Below are 18505 nucleotides of genomic sequence, written 5' to 3' on the forward strand. Positions count from 1 at the left end.
TTCTTTAAACATTACAATAATAAGCTTCATAAAAAGTTATATTTTTACCAAAATTATAATTGAATGAGGTATTTATACGGTTTGGCAATTTTGTGTTGCCTGGTATTATGGAGTTCTTGCCGCAACGATTTTGAAACCGTTGCCAGCACTGGTAATTTAGAGTTTTCGAAAGATACGGTTTACTTAGACACTATATTTAGTAATATTGGCTCCAGCACCTATAATTTAAAAGTCTACAACCGCAGCGATGAGGATATTCATATTCCCACCGTTAGATTGGCGCAGGGTGAAGCTTCGCATTATCGGTTAAATGTTGACGGCATGCCGGGCAAAGTTTTTGAAAACGTACAGGTTTTGGCAAAAGACAGTATTTTCATTTTTATTGAAACCACTTTCGATATAAATAACCTTCCCACGAACCAAACAGATTTTCTATATACAGACGAATTGCTATTTGATACTGGCGGAAACCAACAACAAGTTAATTTGGTGACTCTTGTTAAGGATGCGGTTTTTCTTTTTCCAGAGAGATTTCCGGATGGAACAACCGAAACGCTGTACTTTGGCGATGATGAAAATGGCGACCCAATACTTGTTGAAGGTTTTTACTTAGACGATAACGAGCTTACTTTCACCAATGAAAAACCGTACGTTATTTACGGTTACGCAGCCGTACCGAGTAATAAAACACTAACGCTCGAAGCTGGTGCCCGCGTACATTTACACAACGGCAGCGCACTCTTGGTTGCCGAAAATGGCACAATAAAATCTATGGGTGAATTAAGTTCAGATCCCGTGGCTTTAGAAAATGAAGTTATTATTGAAGGTGACCGCCTAGAACCAGGTTTTAGCGACGTCCCCGGGCAATGGCTAAGCATTTGGCTAACTTCTGGCAGCGTTAATAATGAGTTTAACTATACTACAATAAAAAATAGCACGGTAGCACTTCGTGTGGAGAACAGCGAGGTTTCTTTAAAAAATGTTCAAATTTACAACAATACGCTCTACGGTGTGCTTGCGCGAACTGGACTAATAGAAGGCGAAAATATGGTGGTTAACAATAGCGGCATTTCTTCCTTGGCAATTCAAGTGGGTGGAAGCTATGTTTTTAAACACAGTACATTTGCCAATTACTGGACCAACGGTTTCCGCTCTACGCCAGCCGTAACAATTGATAATAGTTTAAATATTGATGAAACCACCACGGTTGTTGAAGATTTAGTAAAGGCAGACTTTAAAAACTGTATTATCTACGGCAACGAACGCCGCGAATTTTCAGTTTTTCAAAATACGGCTGCCGCATTTAATTTTAATTTTGAGAATAGTTTAATTCGTTTTGAAGATCCAACGGGAGAGTTTAGCGACAATCCATTGTACGATTTTGCGAATGCTTCATTATACACGAATATTGTTCAAAACCAAGACCCTGTTTTTCAGAATACCGAAAAAAACAATTTTAATATTGAAGCTGAAACTTCAGCTGCCGAAAATATTGGAAAGAATGGCGTTGGACCAAATATTGATTTAAACGGAAGAACCCGAAGCAATCCGCCAGATGCGGGAGCTTATGAAACCACAGTGTTTCCAGAAGATTAATCTCACCAACATAGAACACAAAAGACTGTCTGAAAAGGCAGTCTTTTGTATTTTCTTAAATTCCTATTGAATTTTTTATTCTTTGCAACTTTTCGACTTTGCGAGAAAAATTTGCACCCAGAGACAAAGAGTAACAATGACTTTAATGTAGAAAAGCTGTTTTTGTTACTCTGCCTTCGACCATTTCAGTTTCAGTTTGGAGTTTTTCCGTTCTACAGGCTGCATTACCAAAGTATCGCCGCTAAAGTAAAATCTTCTTTCGGCAGTCAATCCAAACTCAGAAGGGTTAGAGTGTGAAAGTTTAAAATGCGAAACGATGCTATCTGCTTCAGAAACTTTGTAATTGCCCATATAATAGTAGGATTTAGTGATATATTTTAAAGCCTCCAACGCAATGGAATCGTTAAAATTTGGGAACTTCATTCCCGCTTTTTCATAGCCTTTCTCATAGAGATGAAGCGCAACGTGCCCATTTGCATCATAAAGCAAGTAACCATCCATTCCGCCGCGATAATGGCTCCACGTATCAGTAACGGTGTCGCGCACTTTCATACTTTCAAGTTTCCAAAGTCCCGCTATTTTTGTAGGAGAATTATCTTCATTTTTACAGGAAAATGTAGCTATCAAAATTCCGGCAGCAATTATATATTTTACTTTTTTCATTAAAAAATTTAATAAATTATAAATTAACCTAGACCATCCTGCAAGGTCTCTTTTTTGACCTTGTAGGTATAACTAACTAGCAAAGTTAAACCTACCAAATAAGACCTACCGATGTACGATCTGTCGAAATACCTACAAGGTTTTGAAAACCTTGCAGGAGGCAATTATTTAGTAATCAATTCTACCTTCTTTTGCTCCCCACTTTTTGAAAACTTTTCGGCCTTCTTCCCTGTCGAGATTAATAAATTTTACGTTTCTATTTTTAATATTCTTCTCAATTTCATCGTAAATAAAATGATCGTCAAAGCCTATTTCCGCAGCGTCTTCCTTCGTGCATGCATAGTAAACCGCTTTTGGTCGTGCCCAATAAATAGCGCCCAAACACATGGGGCACGGCTCGCAGGAGGTATAAATAATACAATCGTCTAATTGAAAGCTACCGAGGTTCTCACAAGCTTTCCGGATGGCAACAACCTCAGCGTGCGCTGTAGGGTCATTGCTGGAAGTTACTTGATTAAAACCTTCGGCAATTATTTCGCCATTTTTTACAATTACAGCTCCAAAGGGGCCGCCGGCGTTGTTGTTCATCCCTTTTTCGGAAAGTTCGATGGCTCGTTTTATAAACTGTTTGTCTTTTTCGGTTATCATTTGTGACGTCAATTTTTAAAAATTCTCGATTTAAAACAAAAAAAGGAGCATTTTTAGTTGAGTACTCCTTTTGTTCTATTTTTTCTGTTTAATATTTTACTGTTTAAACAATGGTAAGCCAGACATCATTTCATTTACCTTTTCGGCAATGTTTTCTAATTTTGCATTGTCTTCACGATTCATAATTACTTCGTCTATTAAATCCACTATTTTTTCCATATCCTTTTCAACTAAACCCCGCGTAGTAACAGCAGCCGTCCCAATACGGATTCCGCTGGTAACGAAAGGCGATTTATCATCAAAAGGCACCATATTTTTGTTTACCGTAATATCTGCTTTTCCTAAAGCTTCCTCGGCTTCTTTTCCCGAAATATTTTTGTTGCGAAGGTCAATAAGCATCATATGGTTATCAGTTCCGCCAGAAATAACACCGTATCCTTTTTCAACAAAATGCTGTGCCATTACGGCTGCGTTTTTTTTCACTTGCACCATATAATGAAGAAAATCATCTGTTAATGCTTCACCAAATGCTATTGCCTTTGCTGCAATAATATGCTCCAACGGGCCACCTTGGTTACCTGGAAAGATCGCACTGTCTAACAGGCTACTCATTTTACGAAGGTTGCCGTTTTTGAGTTTTATACCAAACGGATTGTCAAAATCTTTACCCATTAAAATCAATCCACCACGCGGGCCACGTAAGGTTTTGTGAGTAGTAGTTGAAACAACGTGGCAATGCGGCATTGGGTCGCTTAAGATTCCTTTTGCTATCAAGCCAGCAGGATGGGCGATATCTGCAAACAGAATTGCACCAACCTTATCGGCAATTTCACGAAAACGTTTATAATCTATTTCACGCGAATAGGCCGAAGCTCCGGCAATAATCATTTTAGGTTTTTCCTTTATGGCTATTTCTTCTACTTTATCGTAGTCAATTCTTCCGGTTTCTTTATCAACTCCATAAAATACCGGGGTGTAAAGCCTGCCAGAAAAGTTTACTGGCGACCCGTGGGTTAAGTGCCCACCATGCGAAAGATCGAATCCTAAAAATTTATCGCCCGGTTTTAGGCAAGCAGCAAAAACCGCTGTGTTTGCCTGCGAACCACTGTGCGGTTGTACGTTTGCGTATTCGGCGCCAAACAAGGCTTTTGCGCGGTCAATGGCTATTTGTTCCACCTCGTCTACCACTTCGCAACCGCCGTAATAGCGTTTGCCGGGATAGCCTTCGGCATATTTATTTGTTAAAACAGAACCCGCCGCTTCCATAACTTGGTCGCTTACAAAATTTTCTGAAGCTATTAGCTCCAATCCGTTGAGTTGGCGTTGTTTTTCGTCTTCTATTAATTCAAAAATTTGTGCGTCTCTTTTCATGGTATAAACTAATGGTTTGGAATATTGAATTTAAAAATTACGGAAAATTCAGCTTTAGAAATACAAATCTATCACTACAAATTCCGTTGAAAGTTAATTAAATCCAAAAATACTAATTACATTCGGGAACTATCATGAAATATATATATTTGACGAAGAAATTTACTAACAACACACAAGTTGGAAATAATTTATATCAGCAAATAATTAACTGATTTAAAAGAATTTGAAATTTATTTTAATTAGTTTTATTTTCAACAATTAAAGAATATTAAAAATGCCAATTACAGCAAACGATCCAAAAAGAAAAACCTGGCTCGATACCGTGCCAGACACAGATTTTCCCATTCAAAATATACCTTTCGGTGTTTTTTTAACGCGCGATGACATTGTTACTATCGGAACCAGAATTGGCGATTACGCCATTGATCTAGGTGCCTTACACCAGTTAGGCTATTTTAAGGGAATTGAACTTACCGATGATATATTCCTTCAAGATACTTTAAATGATTTTATAAGCGACGGAAGAAAAACTTGGCGTTTGGTTCGAAATCGAATTGCCGATATATTTGATAAAGAAAACCCCAAACTTCGCGAAAACAAAGACCACAGAGAGTACGTGCTTTTTACTTTAGACGAGGTAGAAATGCAGCTTCCAGTTCAGGTAGGTGATTATACCGACTTTTACTCGAGTAAAGAACACGCTACCAATGTGGGAACTATGTTTCGCGGAAAAGAAAACGCTTTAATGCCTAATTGGCTTCATATTCCGGTAGGATACCACGGGAGAAGCTCATCCATAATCCCAAGCGGAATCAATGCCCGCAGACCTTGGGGGCAAACCATGCCCGAAGGTGCTACCGAACCCGTGTTTGGACCTTCAAAACTTGTTGATTTTGAACTTGAAATGGCCTTTATAACAACCGATGCTAATGTACTGGGAGAACCAATTCCTGTAGATGAAGCTGAAGACCATATTTTTGGATTGGTACTGTTTAACGATTGGAGTGCGCGCGATATTCAAAAGTGGGAGTATGTGCCTCTCGGCCCATTCTTAGCGAAAAATTTTGCGTCGTCCATTTCTCCATGGATTGTAACCTTAGATGCCTTGCAGCCCTTTAAAGTTGCTGGCCCAAAACCTGAGATGGAACAACTGCCCTATCTTCAATACAAAGGCAAAAAAAGTTACGATATAAATCTGGAGGTTTACATTGCTCCAGAAAATGGAGAGGAAACAAAGGTTGCCGCTTCAAACTTTAAATATATGTATTGGAATATGAGCCAGCAATTAGCACATCACACCGTAAACGGGTGTAATGTAAACAGTGGCGATATGATGGGAAGCGGAACTATTTCGGGACCAACACCAGACTCATACGGTTCTATGCTTGAACTTACTTGGCGCGGTGCAAAACCTATTACCCTTTCAGACGGTACCGAAAGAAAATTTATTAACGACCACGATACTGTAATTATGCGTGGTTATTGTAAATCTGACGGTGTAAGAATAGGTTTTGGTGAATGTAAGACAAAACTATTACCTGCTATTAAGCAATAATATTTCCTACATAAAAACAAAAAAGAGGCAGCCTTTTCTTTTAAAGCTGCCTCTTTTTTTGTGATTTTTTATAGCCATTTATTTAAGCTATATTTTTAGGTCTACAAGCTATTCACAAAAGCCTACATAACATCCATGGGCTAAGTGTGCCCGAACAGCATTTTTGCTTATATAAATAGTATGCATGTTCTCGGGGTTTCCTGGCGGAATATGGCAAACATATTCTTTATGCCCAGCGTCGGTGTTACTTTCAGTAAAACTAATAGACATGCAACCTATTAGAAGTACTCCAAAAAATAAAGAAATTCGTTTCATAATACTGATAATTAATAAGTTAGTACAACATAAAGATAGTAAAAATTTAGAACATAAAAAGATTCTTATTCTTTTTGGCACTACTATTGTATTTTAGCCCACTACAACCAAATCGAATTGATTATGAAAAACAGCTACTTCCTTTTATTTATTGCACTTTTCGCCCTTTCTTGCAACAGTGTAAAGCGTACTCAAAAATTTGTATCGCAAGGTAATTACGATGAAGCAATTGCACTTGCCACTAAAAAACTTCAGAAAGATAAAGGCGCCAAGGAATACGATGCCCACATTCGTATTTTAGAAGAGGCATTTCTAAAAGCGAAAGAAGAAGACACTCGGCATCTCACTTTTTTAAAAAGAGAAAATAGCCTTGCCAACGCTAAAGAAATTTATTATACCTACTTAGATCTTCAGGCGCGACAGGATTTAATCAGGCCATTATTGCCGCTTTATAGCCTCGAAATGGGCAGAAAGGCAAATTTCGTTTTTACCGATTATACCAGTGATTTGTTGGCAGCCAAAGACGGTTATGTAAAAGCATTATATCAAGAAGCGCAAGTTTATTTAAAACGGAACACAACCATTGATTATCGCAGTGCATTTAACGTGCTATGCGAATTAGAAGAGGTTATGCCCAATTACCGCGATGTAAATCAATTAAAAGATGAAGCACATTTCCGTGGAACAAATTTCGTATTTGTACAGCTGAACAATCATACAAGACAAATAATACCATTTAGATTAGAGCAAGATTTATTGAACTTTAACACCTATGGTTTAGACGATTTTTGGACCGAATATCACGCACAGCGGGAAAATGGAATTGACTATGCCTTAGGTATCGACTTAAATTTTCAGACAATTCAAATTACACCTGAACGTATTTCTGATAGACAATTTACGAGGAAACAACGCATTAAGGACGGTTACGATTTCCGACGGGATCGTGGAGGAAATATTGTTCGCGACAGCCTTGGCAACCCTATTAAAGTAGATAAATACATAGATGTTTCGGCCACTGTTTATATTACAGCACAAGAAAAAGCAGTACTAGTGGGCGGAACAGTAGTTTATAAAGATTTAAATAAAAGAAGAGAACTGAATAGCTTTCCACTTTCTTCCGAATTTATTTTCGAAAATGTTTACGCCACCTTTCGTGGAGACGAACGCGCTTTAACAGCAGATGACCGACGACTGGTAAACAACCGCCCCATACCATTTCCCAACAACGAGCAAATGGTTTTTGACGCCGGTCAGGATATTAAAGAAAGATTTAAAGTTATTTTGCGGGACAATCCCATTTATTAGAAATACTATATAAATTTCTGTAAATGTTCGGCCTCAATAGAATGATGCGAATCGTGGTGAACTACCACCCCGTCTTTAATTACTATAATTTGCGGACTTTCGTGTTGTACTTTAAAACGCGCTGCAATCTCATTGGAAATAGCTCTATTTTGTAGCAGATCCAAAAAGTACAATTTTAATTGTTCATCGTTGAGACTATAATTTTTCTCAAACATTTTTAATACTGCTCTGCTTATTCCACAACGCGTAGAATGTTTAAAAATAGCCACGGGCACTGTTTTAGATTGTTCTACAATTTCATCCAATTGCTCCATTTTTCCTATAACGTGCCACGGTATTTCCACTATTTCCTCTTTCGCAATATCTCGTGGTGTTTTAAAAGCATCAAATAATCCCATGGTTTTTCTTTTTTACAAAGCTACTAGTTAAAACATTTCAATAGTCTAAAAGATATTATAAAATACGCGATGTTAAAGCAGTCATAATGTCTGTTAAATTGAAGCTTTTAGCCGACATTTTGTCTTAATTTTAATATGGCTTTGTATTTGTAATTTCACCACACACAATAACATATTAGCCCCAAAAGCAAACGTAACATCACATTAAAAACAAAACATTATATATATGAATTTCAATAATTTTACTATAAAAAGTCAGGAAGCCATCCAGCAAGCACAGCAAATTGCACAGGGTTTCGGACACCAACAGATAGAAAATGAACACATCCTCAAAGCTATTTTTGAGGTTGACGAAAACGTCGCACCTTTCATCTTAAAAAAACTGAACGTAAACCTTACGGTTTTAAAACAGATTTTGGATAAGCAATTGGAAAGTTTCCCAAAAGTTTCGGGTGGCGATATTATGCTTTCGCGCGAAGCGAATAAAATGGTTATTGAAGCTTCCAACATCGCAAAAAAGATGGGGGACGAATATGTTTCCATTGAACATGTTTTATTGGCCATTTTAAATTCAAAAAGCGGAATTGCGCAAAGTTTAAAAGACCAAGGCGTGACCGAAAAAGGAATGAAAGCAGCTATACAGGAATTGCGCGGTGGTGAGAACGTTACTTCGCAAAGTGCTGAAGAAACATATAATTCTTTAAATAAATATGCCAAAAACCTCAATCAACTTGCACGCGATGGCAAACTAGACCCCGTAATTGGCCGCGATGAAGAAATAAGAAGAATACTTCAAATTCTGTCACGCCGAACTAAAAACAACCCCATGCTCGTGGGAGAGCCCGGCACTGGTAAAACCGCCATTGCCGAAGGATTGGCCCACAGAATTGTTGACGGCGACGTACCCGAAAACTTAAAAACCAAGGAAATTTATTCTCTAGATATGGGTGCCCTTATTGCCGGCGCAAAGTATAAAGGGGAATTTGAGGAACGACTCAAGGCCGTTATTAAGGAAGTAACTTCCAGTGATGGTGACATTGTATTGTTTATTGATGAAATTCACACCTTGGTTGGTGCTGGAGGCGGGCAAGGCGCAATGGATGCCGCCAATATTTTAAAACCCGCACTTGCGCGTGGAGAGCTTCGTGCCATTGGCGCAACTACTTTAGACGAATATCAAAAATATTTTGAAAAAGATAAAGCCTTGGAGCGTCGTTTCCAAAAAGTTGTTGTAGATGAGCCAGATACCGAAAGTGCCATTTCAATATTGAGGGGAATTAAAGAAAAGTATGAAACCCACCACAAAGTTAGAATTAAGGACGAAGCAATTATCGCTGCCGTAGAACTATCCGAACGTTATATTACCAACCGATTTCTTCCCGATAAAGCCATTGATTTAATGGACGAGGCTGCGAGTAAGTTACGGATGGAAATAAACTCCAAACCCGAAGAACTCGATGTTTTAGATAGAAAAATCATGCAGCTCGAAATTGAAATGGAAGCTATTAAACGTGAAAAGGACGAAACAAAATTGAAGTCACTTCACGCAGATTTGGCAAATTTAAAAGAAGAGCGCAACGAATTAAATGCGAGGTGGCAAAGTGAAAAACAGGTTGTAGATAATGTTCAAAATCTAAAAACCGAAATTGAGGAATTAAAACTTGAAGCCGAACGAGCCGAACGCGATGGCGATTTTGGAAAAGTTGCCGAGCTTCGTTACGGAAAAATTAAAGATGCCCAAGCTGCATTGAGCAAATTGGAAACTCAACTTGCCGAAAACGACGAAAGCACTTCCATGATTAAAGAAGAAGTAACTCGCGAAGATATTGCCGAAGTGGTAGCTAAATGGACCGGGATTCCTGTTACTAAAATGCTACAAAGCGATCGTGAAAAGCTACTTACATTAGAAGATCAATTGCACAAACGCGTGGTTGGGCAACACGAAGCCATTATAGCAGTAAGTGATGCTATTCGCAGAAGTCGCGCAGGATTGCAAGACGAAAAAAAACCTATAGGAAGCTTTCTATTTCTCGGAACAACGGGCGTTGGTAAAACCGAATTGGCTAAGGCTTTGGCCGAATATTTATTTGACGACGAAAATGCTATGACTCGGATTGATATGAGCGAATACCAAGAACGGCACAGTATAAGCCGTTTGGTAGGTGCGCCTCCCGGATACGTAGGCTACGATGAAGGTGGACAATTAACCGAAGCCGTTCGCCGTAAACCGTATAGTGTAGTATTATTGGATGAAATTGAAAAAGCGCACCCCGATACGTTTAACATTCTGTTGCAAGTTTTAGATGAAGGTAGATTAACAGACAACAAAGGACGTTTAGCAGATTTTAAAAACACCATTATTATTATGACGAGTAATATGGGGAGCGATATAATTCAGCAGCGTTTTGAAACTGTTAAAGATCCAGACACCGCTATGGAAGGCGCCAAAATAGAAGTGCTTGCACTATTAAAACAAACTGTTCGCCCAGAGTTTTTAAATCGTATAGACGATATTATTATGTTTACGCCGCTTTCTAAAAAAGACATCCGCGAAATTGTGGAGCTTCAGTTAAAAGGTGTCTCTAAAATGTTGCTAAAACAAAACATTGTACTGGATGCTACCTCAGAAGCAATTTCATATCTTTCAGAAAAAGGATACGATCCGCAATTTGGAGCAAGACCCGTAAAAAGAGTAATTCAGCGTCAAGTACTTAATGAATTGAGTAAAGAAATACTCGCTGGAAAAATAACCACAGACAGTATTATTTTGCTGGATAGCTTTAATGACGAGTTGGTATTTAGAAACCAGGAAAATTTAGTTGAATAATTTAGTTTTTAAATAGTAAAATTGAAAAACCCCTAAGCATTTGCTTGGGGGTTTTTTAATATAGGTTCTGGGAAGTGTTTTACTGAATAATAATTCGTTTTGTTACCGTACTTGCATCGGCGGTAACTTTTACTAAATACACTCCAGGCGCTAATTTAAGGTTTAAACTAATATTTTTATCTGTATAGTTATTCGCAAACACTTGCTGCCCGAGCGTATTAAATACCGCAACAGAAGAGTCCAACCTACTTGGCAAATTAATACTTATGTTACCGTTAGAAATTGTGGGGTAAACTTCAAAATTGAATACTTCACTCTCCGTAATGCCCAAGGTACATTCCATAACCGCCGGTTCAAAACCGGCTGGAAATGTAGCTTCAAAGGTCTCTACTCCAGATAATGGCCAAATATCTCTAACCACCAAGGTATTGTCTGGACCAATTAAGCAATACGTGGGATAGGCCGAAACACCAAAGTTTGCATCTACATCAGGTCCGCCGCCTTCATTACTTACTGCCGGTGCATGGTTAAATGGTCCGCCGTGCTGTTGCTCGTATAATCGTACGCGATCGTCATCATCATATCAATTGTTAATAGACAGACAAAACACCAAACCTTCGTTACACCCATATTTATCAAAAAACTCATTGAAAATAGGAGCCGTTTGTTGACAGGGAACGCAATCTGCAAAAAAGAAGTCCAGCCAAACATATTTGCCCTGGGCAGTTATGGAATATAAGTTATGTTCCACGCCATCGATATCCGTAACGGTAAAATCATCAACAACGTCGCCTACACTGTAGTTGTTTACTTGGGCGTTTATTGTAAAACCAATAAATAATAGAAGAAATGTAATTTTTTTCATAATAAGTTATAATTAGTGGGTTTGTTGCCAATAAAAGTACAGATAAATTCAAAATAAAATTTATTATTACAAATAAAATCAGTATTGTCCGATTAAAAATCATGTTTTTCCCCTACGGGACATTTGTTTAGGTGCGATCTCTTGATCACCAATATTTTGCCCAGCTGGAGCAGTATGCCGTTAGGCATTAAATATGGGTAAAAAAATAGATCCCCGTCAATTCCTAGTCCCGTAGGGACGACATATAATATGGGGTTTTCCAGAGTTAGTCATTACTTTTATCGGACAACAATGAAATAAAATTAAAAAAACCCTCAAAATTTCATTCATTGAAATTTTGAGGGGTTCGGCTTCAAATAAAGTGGTATTTAAAGTTTAGCTAAAAACTACCACTTGTCAATTTGGTCCTTCAACTCTTCTTTTGTCTTTCCGGTTTTTTCTTGAAGACGCCCAAGTAATTCGTCAGATTTTCCTTCGGCATACTTTAGGTCATCATCAGTAAGATCTGCATATTCTTGCTTAAACTTACCTTTTACTTGATTCCATTTTCCTTTAAACTGATCTTCATTCATAGCGTTTTGATTTAAGTTAAATTAATTTTTCTTTTTCGTACTATAAAATTACAACAGCTTCCTTCACATTAATAATAATGAATTATTAAAGATTAAAGCCTTTTAGTTATAACTTTGCCAATAATTCTTAAAAACTGTTATTTTAATAAGTAACTTATGAAACATATACTTTTATTACTAACACTTATGCCGTTATTCACTTTCTGTGGGCAACAAAAAGATAAAGACGATAACAGCACCAAAACCGAATCTACAAACCAAATAGATACCGAAAATTTTAGCGCTACTTACTATTTACTTCGCCATGCCGAAAAAGATCGTACAGACCCCACAAATCAGGATCCTGCGCTCAATATTGATGGAATGATGCGCGCCAAAAGATGGGCGTCGTACTTTGAACCCATTAAAATTGATGAAATTTACATAACCAAATATGTGCGTACCAAACAGACTATTTCGCTTATCGCACAGCAAAAGGCAATTTCGCCAATACGCTACGATCCCAATACTATATATTCCGAAGAATTTTTAAAACAAACAAACGGCAAAACCGTATTAATTGCTGGCCATAGCAATACAACGCCGCAACTGGTAAACAAGTTAATTGGTGAAGAAAAATATAAAGAGATGGACGACAGCGACAATGCAACACTGTTTAAGGTTACCATTGATGGGAATGATAAAAAAGTAGAAACAATTACGGTAGATTGATTTTTTTTAATCTGAAATCTTTATTAATTCGTATTCATTCTCCAATAATCATTCTATTTTTGCACATATGGCAATTCAGAAAAACGTAAAAATTAAAAACCGAAAGGCGCGATTTGAGTATGAAATTCTCGATACCTACACGGCTGGCATTGTGCTTCGAGGCACCGAAATAAAAGCAATTCGCGAAGGAAAAGCTTCTATTGCCGAAAGTTTTTGCGAATTTAGCAACGGCGAACTTTTTGTAATTAATATGACCGTGCAAGAGTACAGCCACGCCACACATTACAATCACTCTCCAAAAAGCGAACGCAAGCTTCTTTTAAATAGAAGTGAACTTAAAAAACTAGAAAAGGAAGTAAAAAATAGCGGACTTACAATTATTCCGTTGGTTCTTTTTACGAACAGTAAAGGCCTAGCAAAGATTGATATTGCATTAGCTCGAGGGAAAAAGCAATTTGATAAGCGCGAAGTAATAAAAGAACGTGATTCCAAAAGACAACTTAGCAGAATTAAAAAAGCTTTTAACAATTAACTAAAAAATACATCCCTCCTTTTGGCTTCATCTCATTGTTGATTGTAATGGCTCGCGAAAATAAATTCAGCCCATAAATAATTTTCATTTCCATAATTGAAATCATTTATTAGTATTTTGCATAGGTCAAAAAAAATAGTTCCACCAGACCCCGATTTATGCGCTTTAAACTTAGTATTCTTCTCCTTTTTATTTCAGCAAGTATTTCTGCCCAAATAGTTGGAAAAGTAACCAACTCCAAAGACGAGCCTCTGCCCTACGTTAACATTTATCTGCAAAACAGCTATATTGGCACCACAACGAACGACGACGGAAATTACACTTTAAATATTTCAAAAAAAGCGGAATACGTAATCGTTTTTCAATTTTTGGGATATAAAACTTTAAGCAAGAATATTACTCCCACTTCGTTTCCGCATATTCTAAATATTAAACTCGAAGAAGAATCTACCAGTCTTGAGGAGGTAATTTTAAACACTGCAGAAGATCCTGCATACCGCATTATTCGTAATACTATTGCACAACAAAAGGAAAATTTAGCAAGATTAAGCGCGTACACAGCTCACTTTTATTCGCGTGGATTGTGGAAAGTTAAAGACGTACCCAAAAAAATAATGGGACAAGAAATAGGCGATTTTAACGGCATGTTAGATTCTACCCGAACTGGTATTATTTATCTTTCGGAAACTATTTCAGAAATTGCTTACCAAAAACCCAATAAATTCACCGAAAAAATAATTGCCAGTAAAGTAAGCGGCAACGATAACGGTTTCAGCTTTAACAGTGCTCAAAGCGCTAATATTTCGTTTTATGAAAATACGGTGGAACTCAATGCTGCATTGGTCTCGCCTATTGCTACCAACGCCTTAAATTATTATAACTATAAACTCGACGGTGTTTTTTACGATGGGCCAAAACTCATTAATAAAATAAAGGTAATTCCAAAACGACCCAACGATAGGGTTTGGACAGGTTTTATTTATATAGCTGAAGACGATTGGCAATTGTACGGAACTGCACTTTCCGCTACCGGGGCTGCAATTCAGGTGCCATTTGTAAATAACTTATTGGTAAAACAGAATTATAAGTACGATACCACAAATGATGTTTGGATCAAGATTTCACAAACTATCGATTTTGGTTTCGGGCTTTTAGGAATGAAAGGCGAAGGCGGGTTTATAGCTGTTTACAGCAATTATAATTTTACACCGCAGTTCAACAAAAACACCTTTACTAATGAAGTACTTTCATTTAAGCCCGAAGCTAATAAAAAAGACAGTATTTTTTGGAGAGATAGTCGTCCTGTACCACTAACGGATGAGGAATTAAAAGACTACATTAAAAAAGACAGCCTTCAGACTTTACAGCATTCAAAACCGTACTTGGATTCAATAGACGCAAAACGCAACAAGCCAAAAATTCTTAGTTTGCTTATGGGGTACACCTATAAAAATTCCTTTGAAAAATGGGCCGTTGACTACGAAGCGCCCCTAACCAAAATTAATTTTAATACCGTTCAAGGCTGGAATAGCAAAGCTGGGCTAACCTATAGCAAGTGGTATGATGACGCTCGCACAAACACATTTTCTGGCGCCGTACACGGAAACTACGGAATTGCCGAAGACAGGTTTCGGTTTACGGTGCATATGGTTCGCAATTTTAATTGGAAAGACAAATTGCGGCTTTCACTATCTGGCGGAAGCAAAGTGAATCAGTTTAATGGTTCAGAACCTATTTCGCCGTTTATAAATACTATTTCCACATTGTTTTTTGAACGAAATTATATGAAGTTGTACGAACGTAATTACGGGCAAATTGATTACAGCCAGGAAGTAATTAATGGTCTTCATCTGTATGCTGCCGCAGGGTATGAAAATCGCAAACCACTTTTTAATAATTCTGATTATGTTACCATTCCGTTTGAGAATATAAGCTATACCAGTAATAATCCGTTAGCCCCGAACGATTATAGCAATGCTGCCATTAAGGAGCACAACATTGTAAAAAGCAAGTTACGGTTGCAAATTAATTTTGCTCAGAAATATTATTCAAATCCAGATATGAAATTTAATATCGGCGATAGCCCATTTCCGGAGTTAAATATTTCAATTGAAAATGGAACAGCAATAACAGAATCTAACTACGATTACACACAAATTGAAGCGAGTTTAAATCAATCGCTAACTCTGGGAAACAAAGGGCAATTTGCTTACAATTTAAAGAGCGGCACTTTTGCGAATGGCGACGCAATTTCGTTTGTAGATTTTAAACATTTTAACGGAAACCAAACAAGAGTGGGCACTTCGGCTAATTATACCCAAATGTTTAACTTGATGCCTTATTATATGTTTAGCACCAATAAAAGCTATTTTGAAGGACATTTAGAGCACGATTTTCGAGGTTGGATTTTAGGCAAAATCCCTGGGATTAATAAATTAAACTTCAATTTGGTAGCTGGTGCACATTTTTTAAGTACCGAAGAACGTAAACCGTATTCCGAATTCTCAGTGGGAATAGACAATCTAGGCATTGGTAAATTTAGACTGCTTCGGGTAGATTACGTTCGTTCCTACTACAATAATGAGAGTCGCGGTGCCTTTATTTTTGGACTGAAGTTTTTCGATATTTTTGAACCCTAAAAATTAAAACATTGTTTAAACATATAATGATTGTACTTTACAATTTCGGCGAGATAAATACAAACAGCTATGGCTATTCCTTTTCCAGTTATTATTACAGAACGTTTAAATCTTCGGAAAATAGTGCCTGCAGATTTTGAAAGGGTACATTTTTTCAGAACCGATAAAGCAATTAATAAATTTATAAAAAGAGCAGCGCAAACAAACCAAATGACCATTGCGCATATTGAAAAAATTACTGCCGATTTACGACAAAACAAATCTATTACCTGGGGAATTACAACAAAGAAATCGGACATTTTAATTGGCTCAATATGTTTGTGGAATTTTTCAGAAGATAAAAAAACCGCCGAAGTTGGATACGTCCTCGATCCAAAATTTCAGGGCCAGGGAATTATGAGCGAAGCATTAAAAGCAGTTTTAAATTTTGGGTTTAGCCAAGGCGGTTTCCAAATCATTGAAGCCTTTACAGATTATAGGAATATTCCGTCAAAAAGCCTACTAAAACAGCATGGATTTATTCCAAGCACAACACGTAAAGATATTCATAACCAAGACAATGTGGTGTTTTACTTAAACCGTTAGTTTTTATCTTCCAAAAGCGGAACAAATCTAAACTCTCCGTATTCTTCCTTCTCAAATTCGGTATCGGATTTACGGGTAAACACAGTCATAATTTGCACATTTTCGCCAACGGGAATAACCAATTTTCCACCAACTTTTAATTGTGCCAACAATGCATTTGGAACAAAAGGCGCGCCTGCAGTTACAATAATCCCATCAAAAGGAGCTTCTTCTTCAAGGCCAATATAGCCGTCGCCAAAAATCATACGTTTGGGTTTGTATCCGAGCTTCGGAAGAAAAAGTTTTGTTTTTTTAAATAGTTCATTTTGTCTTTCAATTGTAAATAGTACTGCTCCCATCTCTAAAAGTACCGATGCTTGGTAACCACTTCCCGTTCCAATCTCAAGAATCTTATCGCCCTTTTTAACTTCTAAAAGTTCGGTTTGCCGGGCAACGGTATAGGGTTGCGAAATAGTTTGATCTGCTGCAATCGGAAAAGCTTTGTCAACATAAGCGTGTCCCACGAAACCGGAATCCATAAAGAGATGCCGCGGAATTTTACCAATGGCCTGCAACACGTTTTTATTGGCAATACCTTTCTGTTTAAGCGTTTCAACCAATTTTTTTCGCATTCCTTGATGGGTAAATGTATCTTTCACTTTATTTCAGATTTTACAAATTATACGCTAAACAATCAATCTTACAAAGTAACCAAATTTGGAGATGAAGCTACACGTTTCGCATAATAATTTCGAATTTATAGTTTAAGTGATAAATTTATAAAAACACAGAAAGGCTGCACGGTAAATTTCTCGAGGCTCTTACCCCCATAAACCTCCTAAAGGTTTAAACTTTCCCTCTAAAACACTTACATTTGTGAAAAATCACACGCCAATGCTAAAAGCAGGAGTTCTGGGTGCTGGTCACCTTGGAAAAATACATTTAAAATTGCTGCAACAATCTACTAAATACGAACTTGTAGGTTTCTACGATGCCAGCAAAGAGGCTTCAGAAAAAATAGAATCTGAATTTGGCTACAAGAGTTTTCCATCTATGGAAAGCCTTATAGATGCAAGCGAAATGGTAGTTGTAGTTACTCCTACCAGTAAACATTTTGAATGTGCTAAAATGGTAATTAATGCCGGCAAGCATCTTTTTATTGAAAAGCCAATTACCCAAACCGTAACGCAAGCTGAAGAAATTCGCGATTTGGCAAAGCTTAAAAAAGTTCGCGGACAAGTGGGGCAGGTTGAGCGATTTAACCCTGCATTCCAGGCAATTAAAGATAAAATTCACAATCCAATGTTTATTGAAACCCACAGGCTGTCGGAATTTAATCCACGCGGGACCGATGTTTCAGTAGTTTTAGATTTAATGATCCACGACATTGACGCTATTTTAAGTGTAGTAAAAAGCCCTGTAAAAGCGGTGAGTGCCAGTGGGGTTTCGGTTATTAGCGAAACACCGGATATTGCTAATGCCAGAATAGAATTTGAAAACGGTTGCGTAGCTAATTTAACGGCTAGCCGTATTTCGCTAAAAAGCATGCGCAAAGCACGCTTTTTTCAGCGCGATGCTTATATATCTGTAGATTTTCTTGAGAAAAAATGTGAAGTGGTAAAAATGAAAAACGCACCCGAAAAGCTGGATGATTTTGCCATGGTACTTACCAATGCCGAAGGCGTAAAAAAGCAAATTTATTTTGAAAATCCAAAGATTGAAGCCAACAACGCAATTCTTGACGAGCTTGAAAGTTTTTACGAAGCAATTAAAGCAGACCGCACCCCCGAAGTATCTCTTAAACAAGGAACTGAAGCCCTGCGGGTTGCAATGTTGATAATTGAAAATTTTAAAAAAATATAGCCACTAATTCCTAAAGACAAATTAAAAAATAAAAAATAATCTGAGAACGGATAAAAGTTCTAAAATCTAAAATAT

General features: G+C 37.4%; 18 protein-coding genes. 9 read left to right on the plus strand and 9 right to left on the minus strand.

What is annotated here, in order from left to right:
• The first annotated feature begins 63 nt into the window (after positions 1–63).
• Entirely contained in the window at positions 64–1596 is a 1533-nt protein-coding gene (locus VZD24_RS13815) for a hypothetical protein (protein ID WP_279448578.1), read from the plus strand.
• 165 nt (positions 1597–1761) lie between these two features.
• Here VZD24_RS13815 and VZD24_RS13820 read toward each other — a convergent pair whose 3' ends face one another.
• The 3 genes from VZD24_RS13820 to glyA all read right to left on the minus strand — a co-directional run bounded on the left by VZD24_RS13820 (position 1762) and on the right by glyA (position 4278).
• Entirely contained in the window at positions 1762–2259 is a 498-nt protein-coding gene (locus VZD24_RS13820) for a lipocalin-like domain-containing protein (RefSeq protein WP_342687924.1), read from the minus strand.
• A 168-nt stretch (positions 2260–2427) separates the two neighbouring features.
• Complete coding sequence (locus VZD24_RS13825; protein WP_279448580.1) at positions 2428–2907, minus strand: nucleoside deaminase; 480 nt, start codon at positions 2905–2907, stop codon at positions 2428–2430.
• Between the two features lie 96 nt (positions 2908–3003).
• On the minus strand, positions 3004–4278 hold the full coding sequence (gene glyA, locus VZD24_RS13830; protein WP_279448582.1) for a serine hydroxymethyltransferase: 1275 nt from the start codon (positions 4276–4278) through the stop codon (positions 3004–3006).
• A 277-nt stretch (positions 4279–4555) separates the two neighbouring features.
• Here glyA and fahA point away from each other — a divergent pair, with 277 nt between their 5' ends.
• Entirely contained in the window at positions 4556–5836 is a 1281-nt protein-coding gene (fahA, locus tag VZD24_RS13835; RefSeq protein ID WP_342687923.1) for a fumarylacetoacetase, read from the plus strand.
• Positions 5837–5944: 108 nt separating this feature from the next.
• On the opposite strand, the gene VZD24_RS13840 is transcribed toward fahA, so the two are convergent.
• Positions 5945–6151, minus strand: a complete 207-nt coding sequence (locus tag VZD24_RS13840; protein WP_342687922.1) for a hypothetical protein — start codon at positions 6149–6151, stop codon at positions 5945–5947.
• Between the two features lie 123 nt (positions 6152–6274).
• Between VZD24_RS13840 and VZD24_RS13845 the strand changes: the two genes are divergently transcribed.
• Positions 6275–7459, plus strand: a complete 1185-nt coding sequence (locus VZD24_RS13845; RefSeq protein ID WP_342687921.1) for a hypothetical protein — start codon at positions 6275–6277, stop codon at positions 7457–7459.
• Positions 7460–7464: 5 nt separating this feature from the next.
• On the opposite strand, the gene ytxJ is transcribed toward VZD24_RS13845, so the two are convergent.
• The gene (gene ytxJ / locus VZD24_RS13850) at positions 7465–7857 is read right to left on the minus strand and encodes a bacillithiol system redox-active protein YtxJ (RefSeq protein ID WP_279448588.1); all 393 of its coding nucleotides are present in this window, start codon (positions 7855–7857) and stop codon (positions 7465–7467) included.
• Between the two features lie 226 nt (positions 7858–8083).
• Here ytxJ and clpB point away from each other — a divergent pair, with 226 nt between their 5' ends.
• A complete protein-coding gene (clpB, locus tag VZD24_RS13855; RefSeq protein ID WP_342687920.1) occupies positions 8084–10684 on the plus strand; it encodes an ATP-dependent chaperone ClpB in 2601 nt (866 codons plus the stop codon).
• A gap of 79 nt (positions 10685–10763) precedes the next feature.
• On the opposite strand, the gene VZD24_RS13860 is transcribed toward clpB, so the two are convergent.
• The 3 genes from VZD24_RS13860 to VZD24_RS13870 form a co-directional block, all read right to left on the minus strand.
• Positions 10764–11105: a T9SS type A sorting domain-containing protein gene (locus VZD24_RS13860; RefSeq protein ID WP_342687919.1), complete on the minus strand. Its 342-nt coding sequence runs from the start codon at positions 11103–11105 to the stop codon at positions 10764–10766.
• 162 nt (positions 11106–11267) lie between these two features.
• Positions 11268–11549, minus strand: a complete 282-nt coding sequence (locus VZD24_RS13865; protein ID WP_342687918.1) for a TlpA family protein disulfide reductase — start codon at positions 11547–11549, stop codon at positions 11268–11270.
• Between the two features lie 386 nt (positions 11550–11935).
• Positions 11936–12121 (minus strand): CsbD family protein, encoded by a 186-nt coding sequence (locus VZD24_RS13870; RefSeq protein ID WP_279448593.1) that lies wholly within the window; start codon positions 12119–12121, stop codon positions 11936–11938.
• Between the two features lie 156 nt (positions 12122–12277).
• On the opposite strand from VZD24_RS13870, the gene VZD24_RS13875 reads away from it, so the two are divergent.
• The 4 genes from VZD24_RS13875 to VZD24_RS13890 all read left to right on the plus strand — a co-directional run bounded on the left by VZD24_RS13875 (position 12278) and on the right by VZD24_RS13890 (position 16588).
• On the plus strand, positions 12278–12832 hold the full coding sequence (locus tag VZD24_RS13875; RefSeq protein ID WP_279448595.1) for a SixA phosphatase family protein: 555 nt from the start codon (positions 12278–12280) through the stop codon (positions 12830–12832).
• Between the two features lie 67 nt (positions 12833–12899).
• Positions 12900–13364 (plus strand): SsrA-binding protein SmpB, encoded by a 465-nt coding sequence (gene smpB, locus VZD24_RS13880; protein ID WP_279448597.1) that lies wholly within the window; start codon positions 12900–12902, stop codon positions 13362–13364.
• Positions 13365–13522: 158 nt separating this feature from the next.
• Positions 13523–16003: a DUF5686 and carboxypeptidase regulatory-like domain-containing protein gene (locus VZD24_RS13885; RefSeq protein WP_342687915.1), complete on the plus strand. Its 2481-nt coding sequence runs from the start codon at positions 13523–13525 to the stop codon at positions 16001–16003.
• Positions 16004–16072: 69 nt separating this feature from the next.
• On the plus strand, positions 16073–16588 hold the full coding sequence (locus tag VZD24_RS13890; RefSeq protein WP_279448601.1) for a GNAT family N-acetyltransferase: 516 nt from the start codon (positions 16073–16075) through the stop codon (positions 16586–16588).
• Here VZD24_RS13890 and VZD24_RS13895 read toward each other — a convergent pair.
• On the minus strand, positions 16585–17226 hold the full coding sequence (locus tag VZD24_RS13895) for a protein-L-isoaspartate(D-aspartate) O-methyltransferase (protein WP_342687914.1): 642 nt from the start codon (positions 17224–17226) through the stop codon (positions 16585–16587). The two genes, VZD24_RS13890 and VZD24_RS13895, sit on opposite strands and share 4 nt — an antisense overlap.
• A gap of 235 nt (positions 17227–17461) precedes the next feature.
• Between VZD24_RS13895 and VZD24_RS13900 the strand changes: the two genes are divergently transcribed.
• Positions 17462–18430, plus strand: coding sequence for a Gfo/Idh/MocA family protein (locus VZD24_RS13900; protein ID WP_279450277.1), 969 nt, complete (start codon positions 17462–17464; stop codon positions 18428–18430).
• The last annotated feature ends 75 nt before the right edge of the window (positions 18431–18505 follow it).

It is taken from the genome of Aequorivita flava (assembly GCF_038742595.1).
In the GTDB taxonomy this organism is placed as follows: domain Bacteria; phylum Bacteroidota; class Bacteroidia; order Flavobacteriales; family Flavobacteriaceae; genus Aequorivita; species Aequorivita marisscotiae.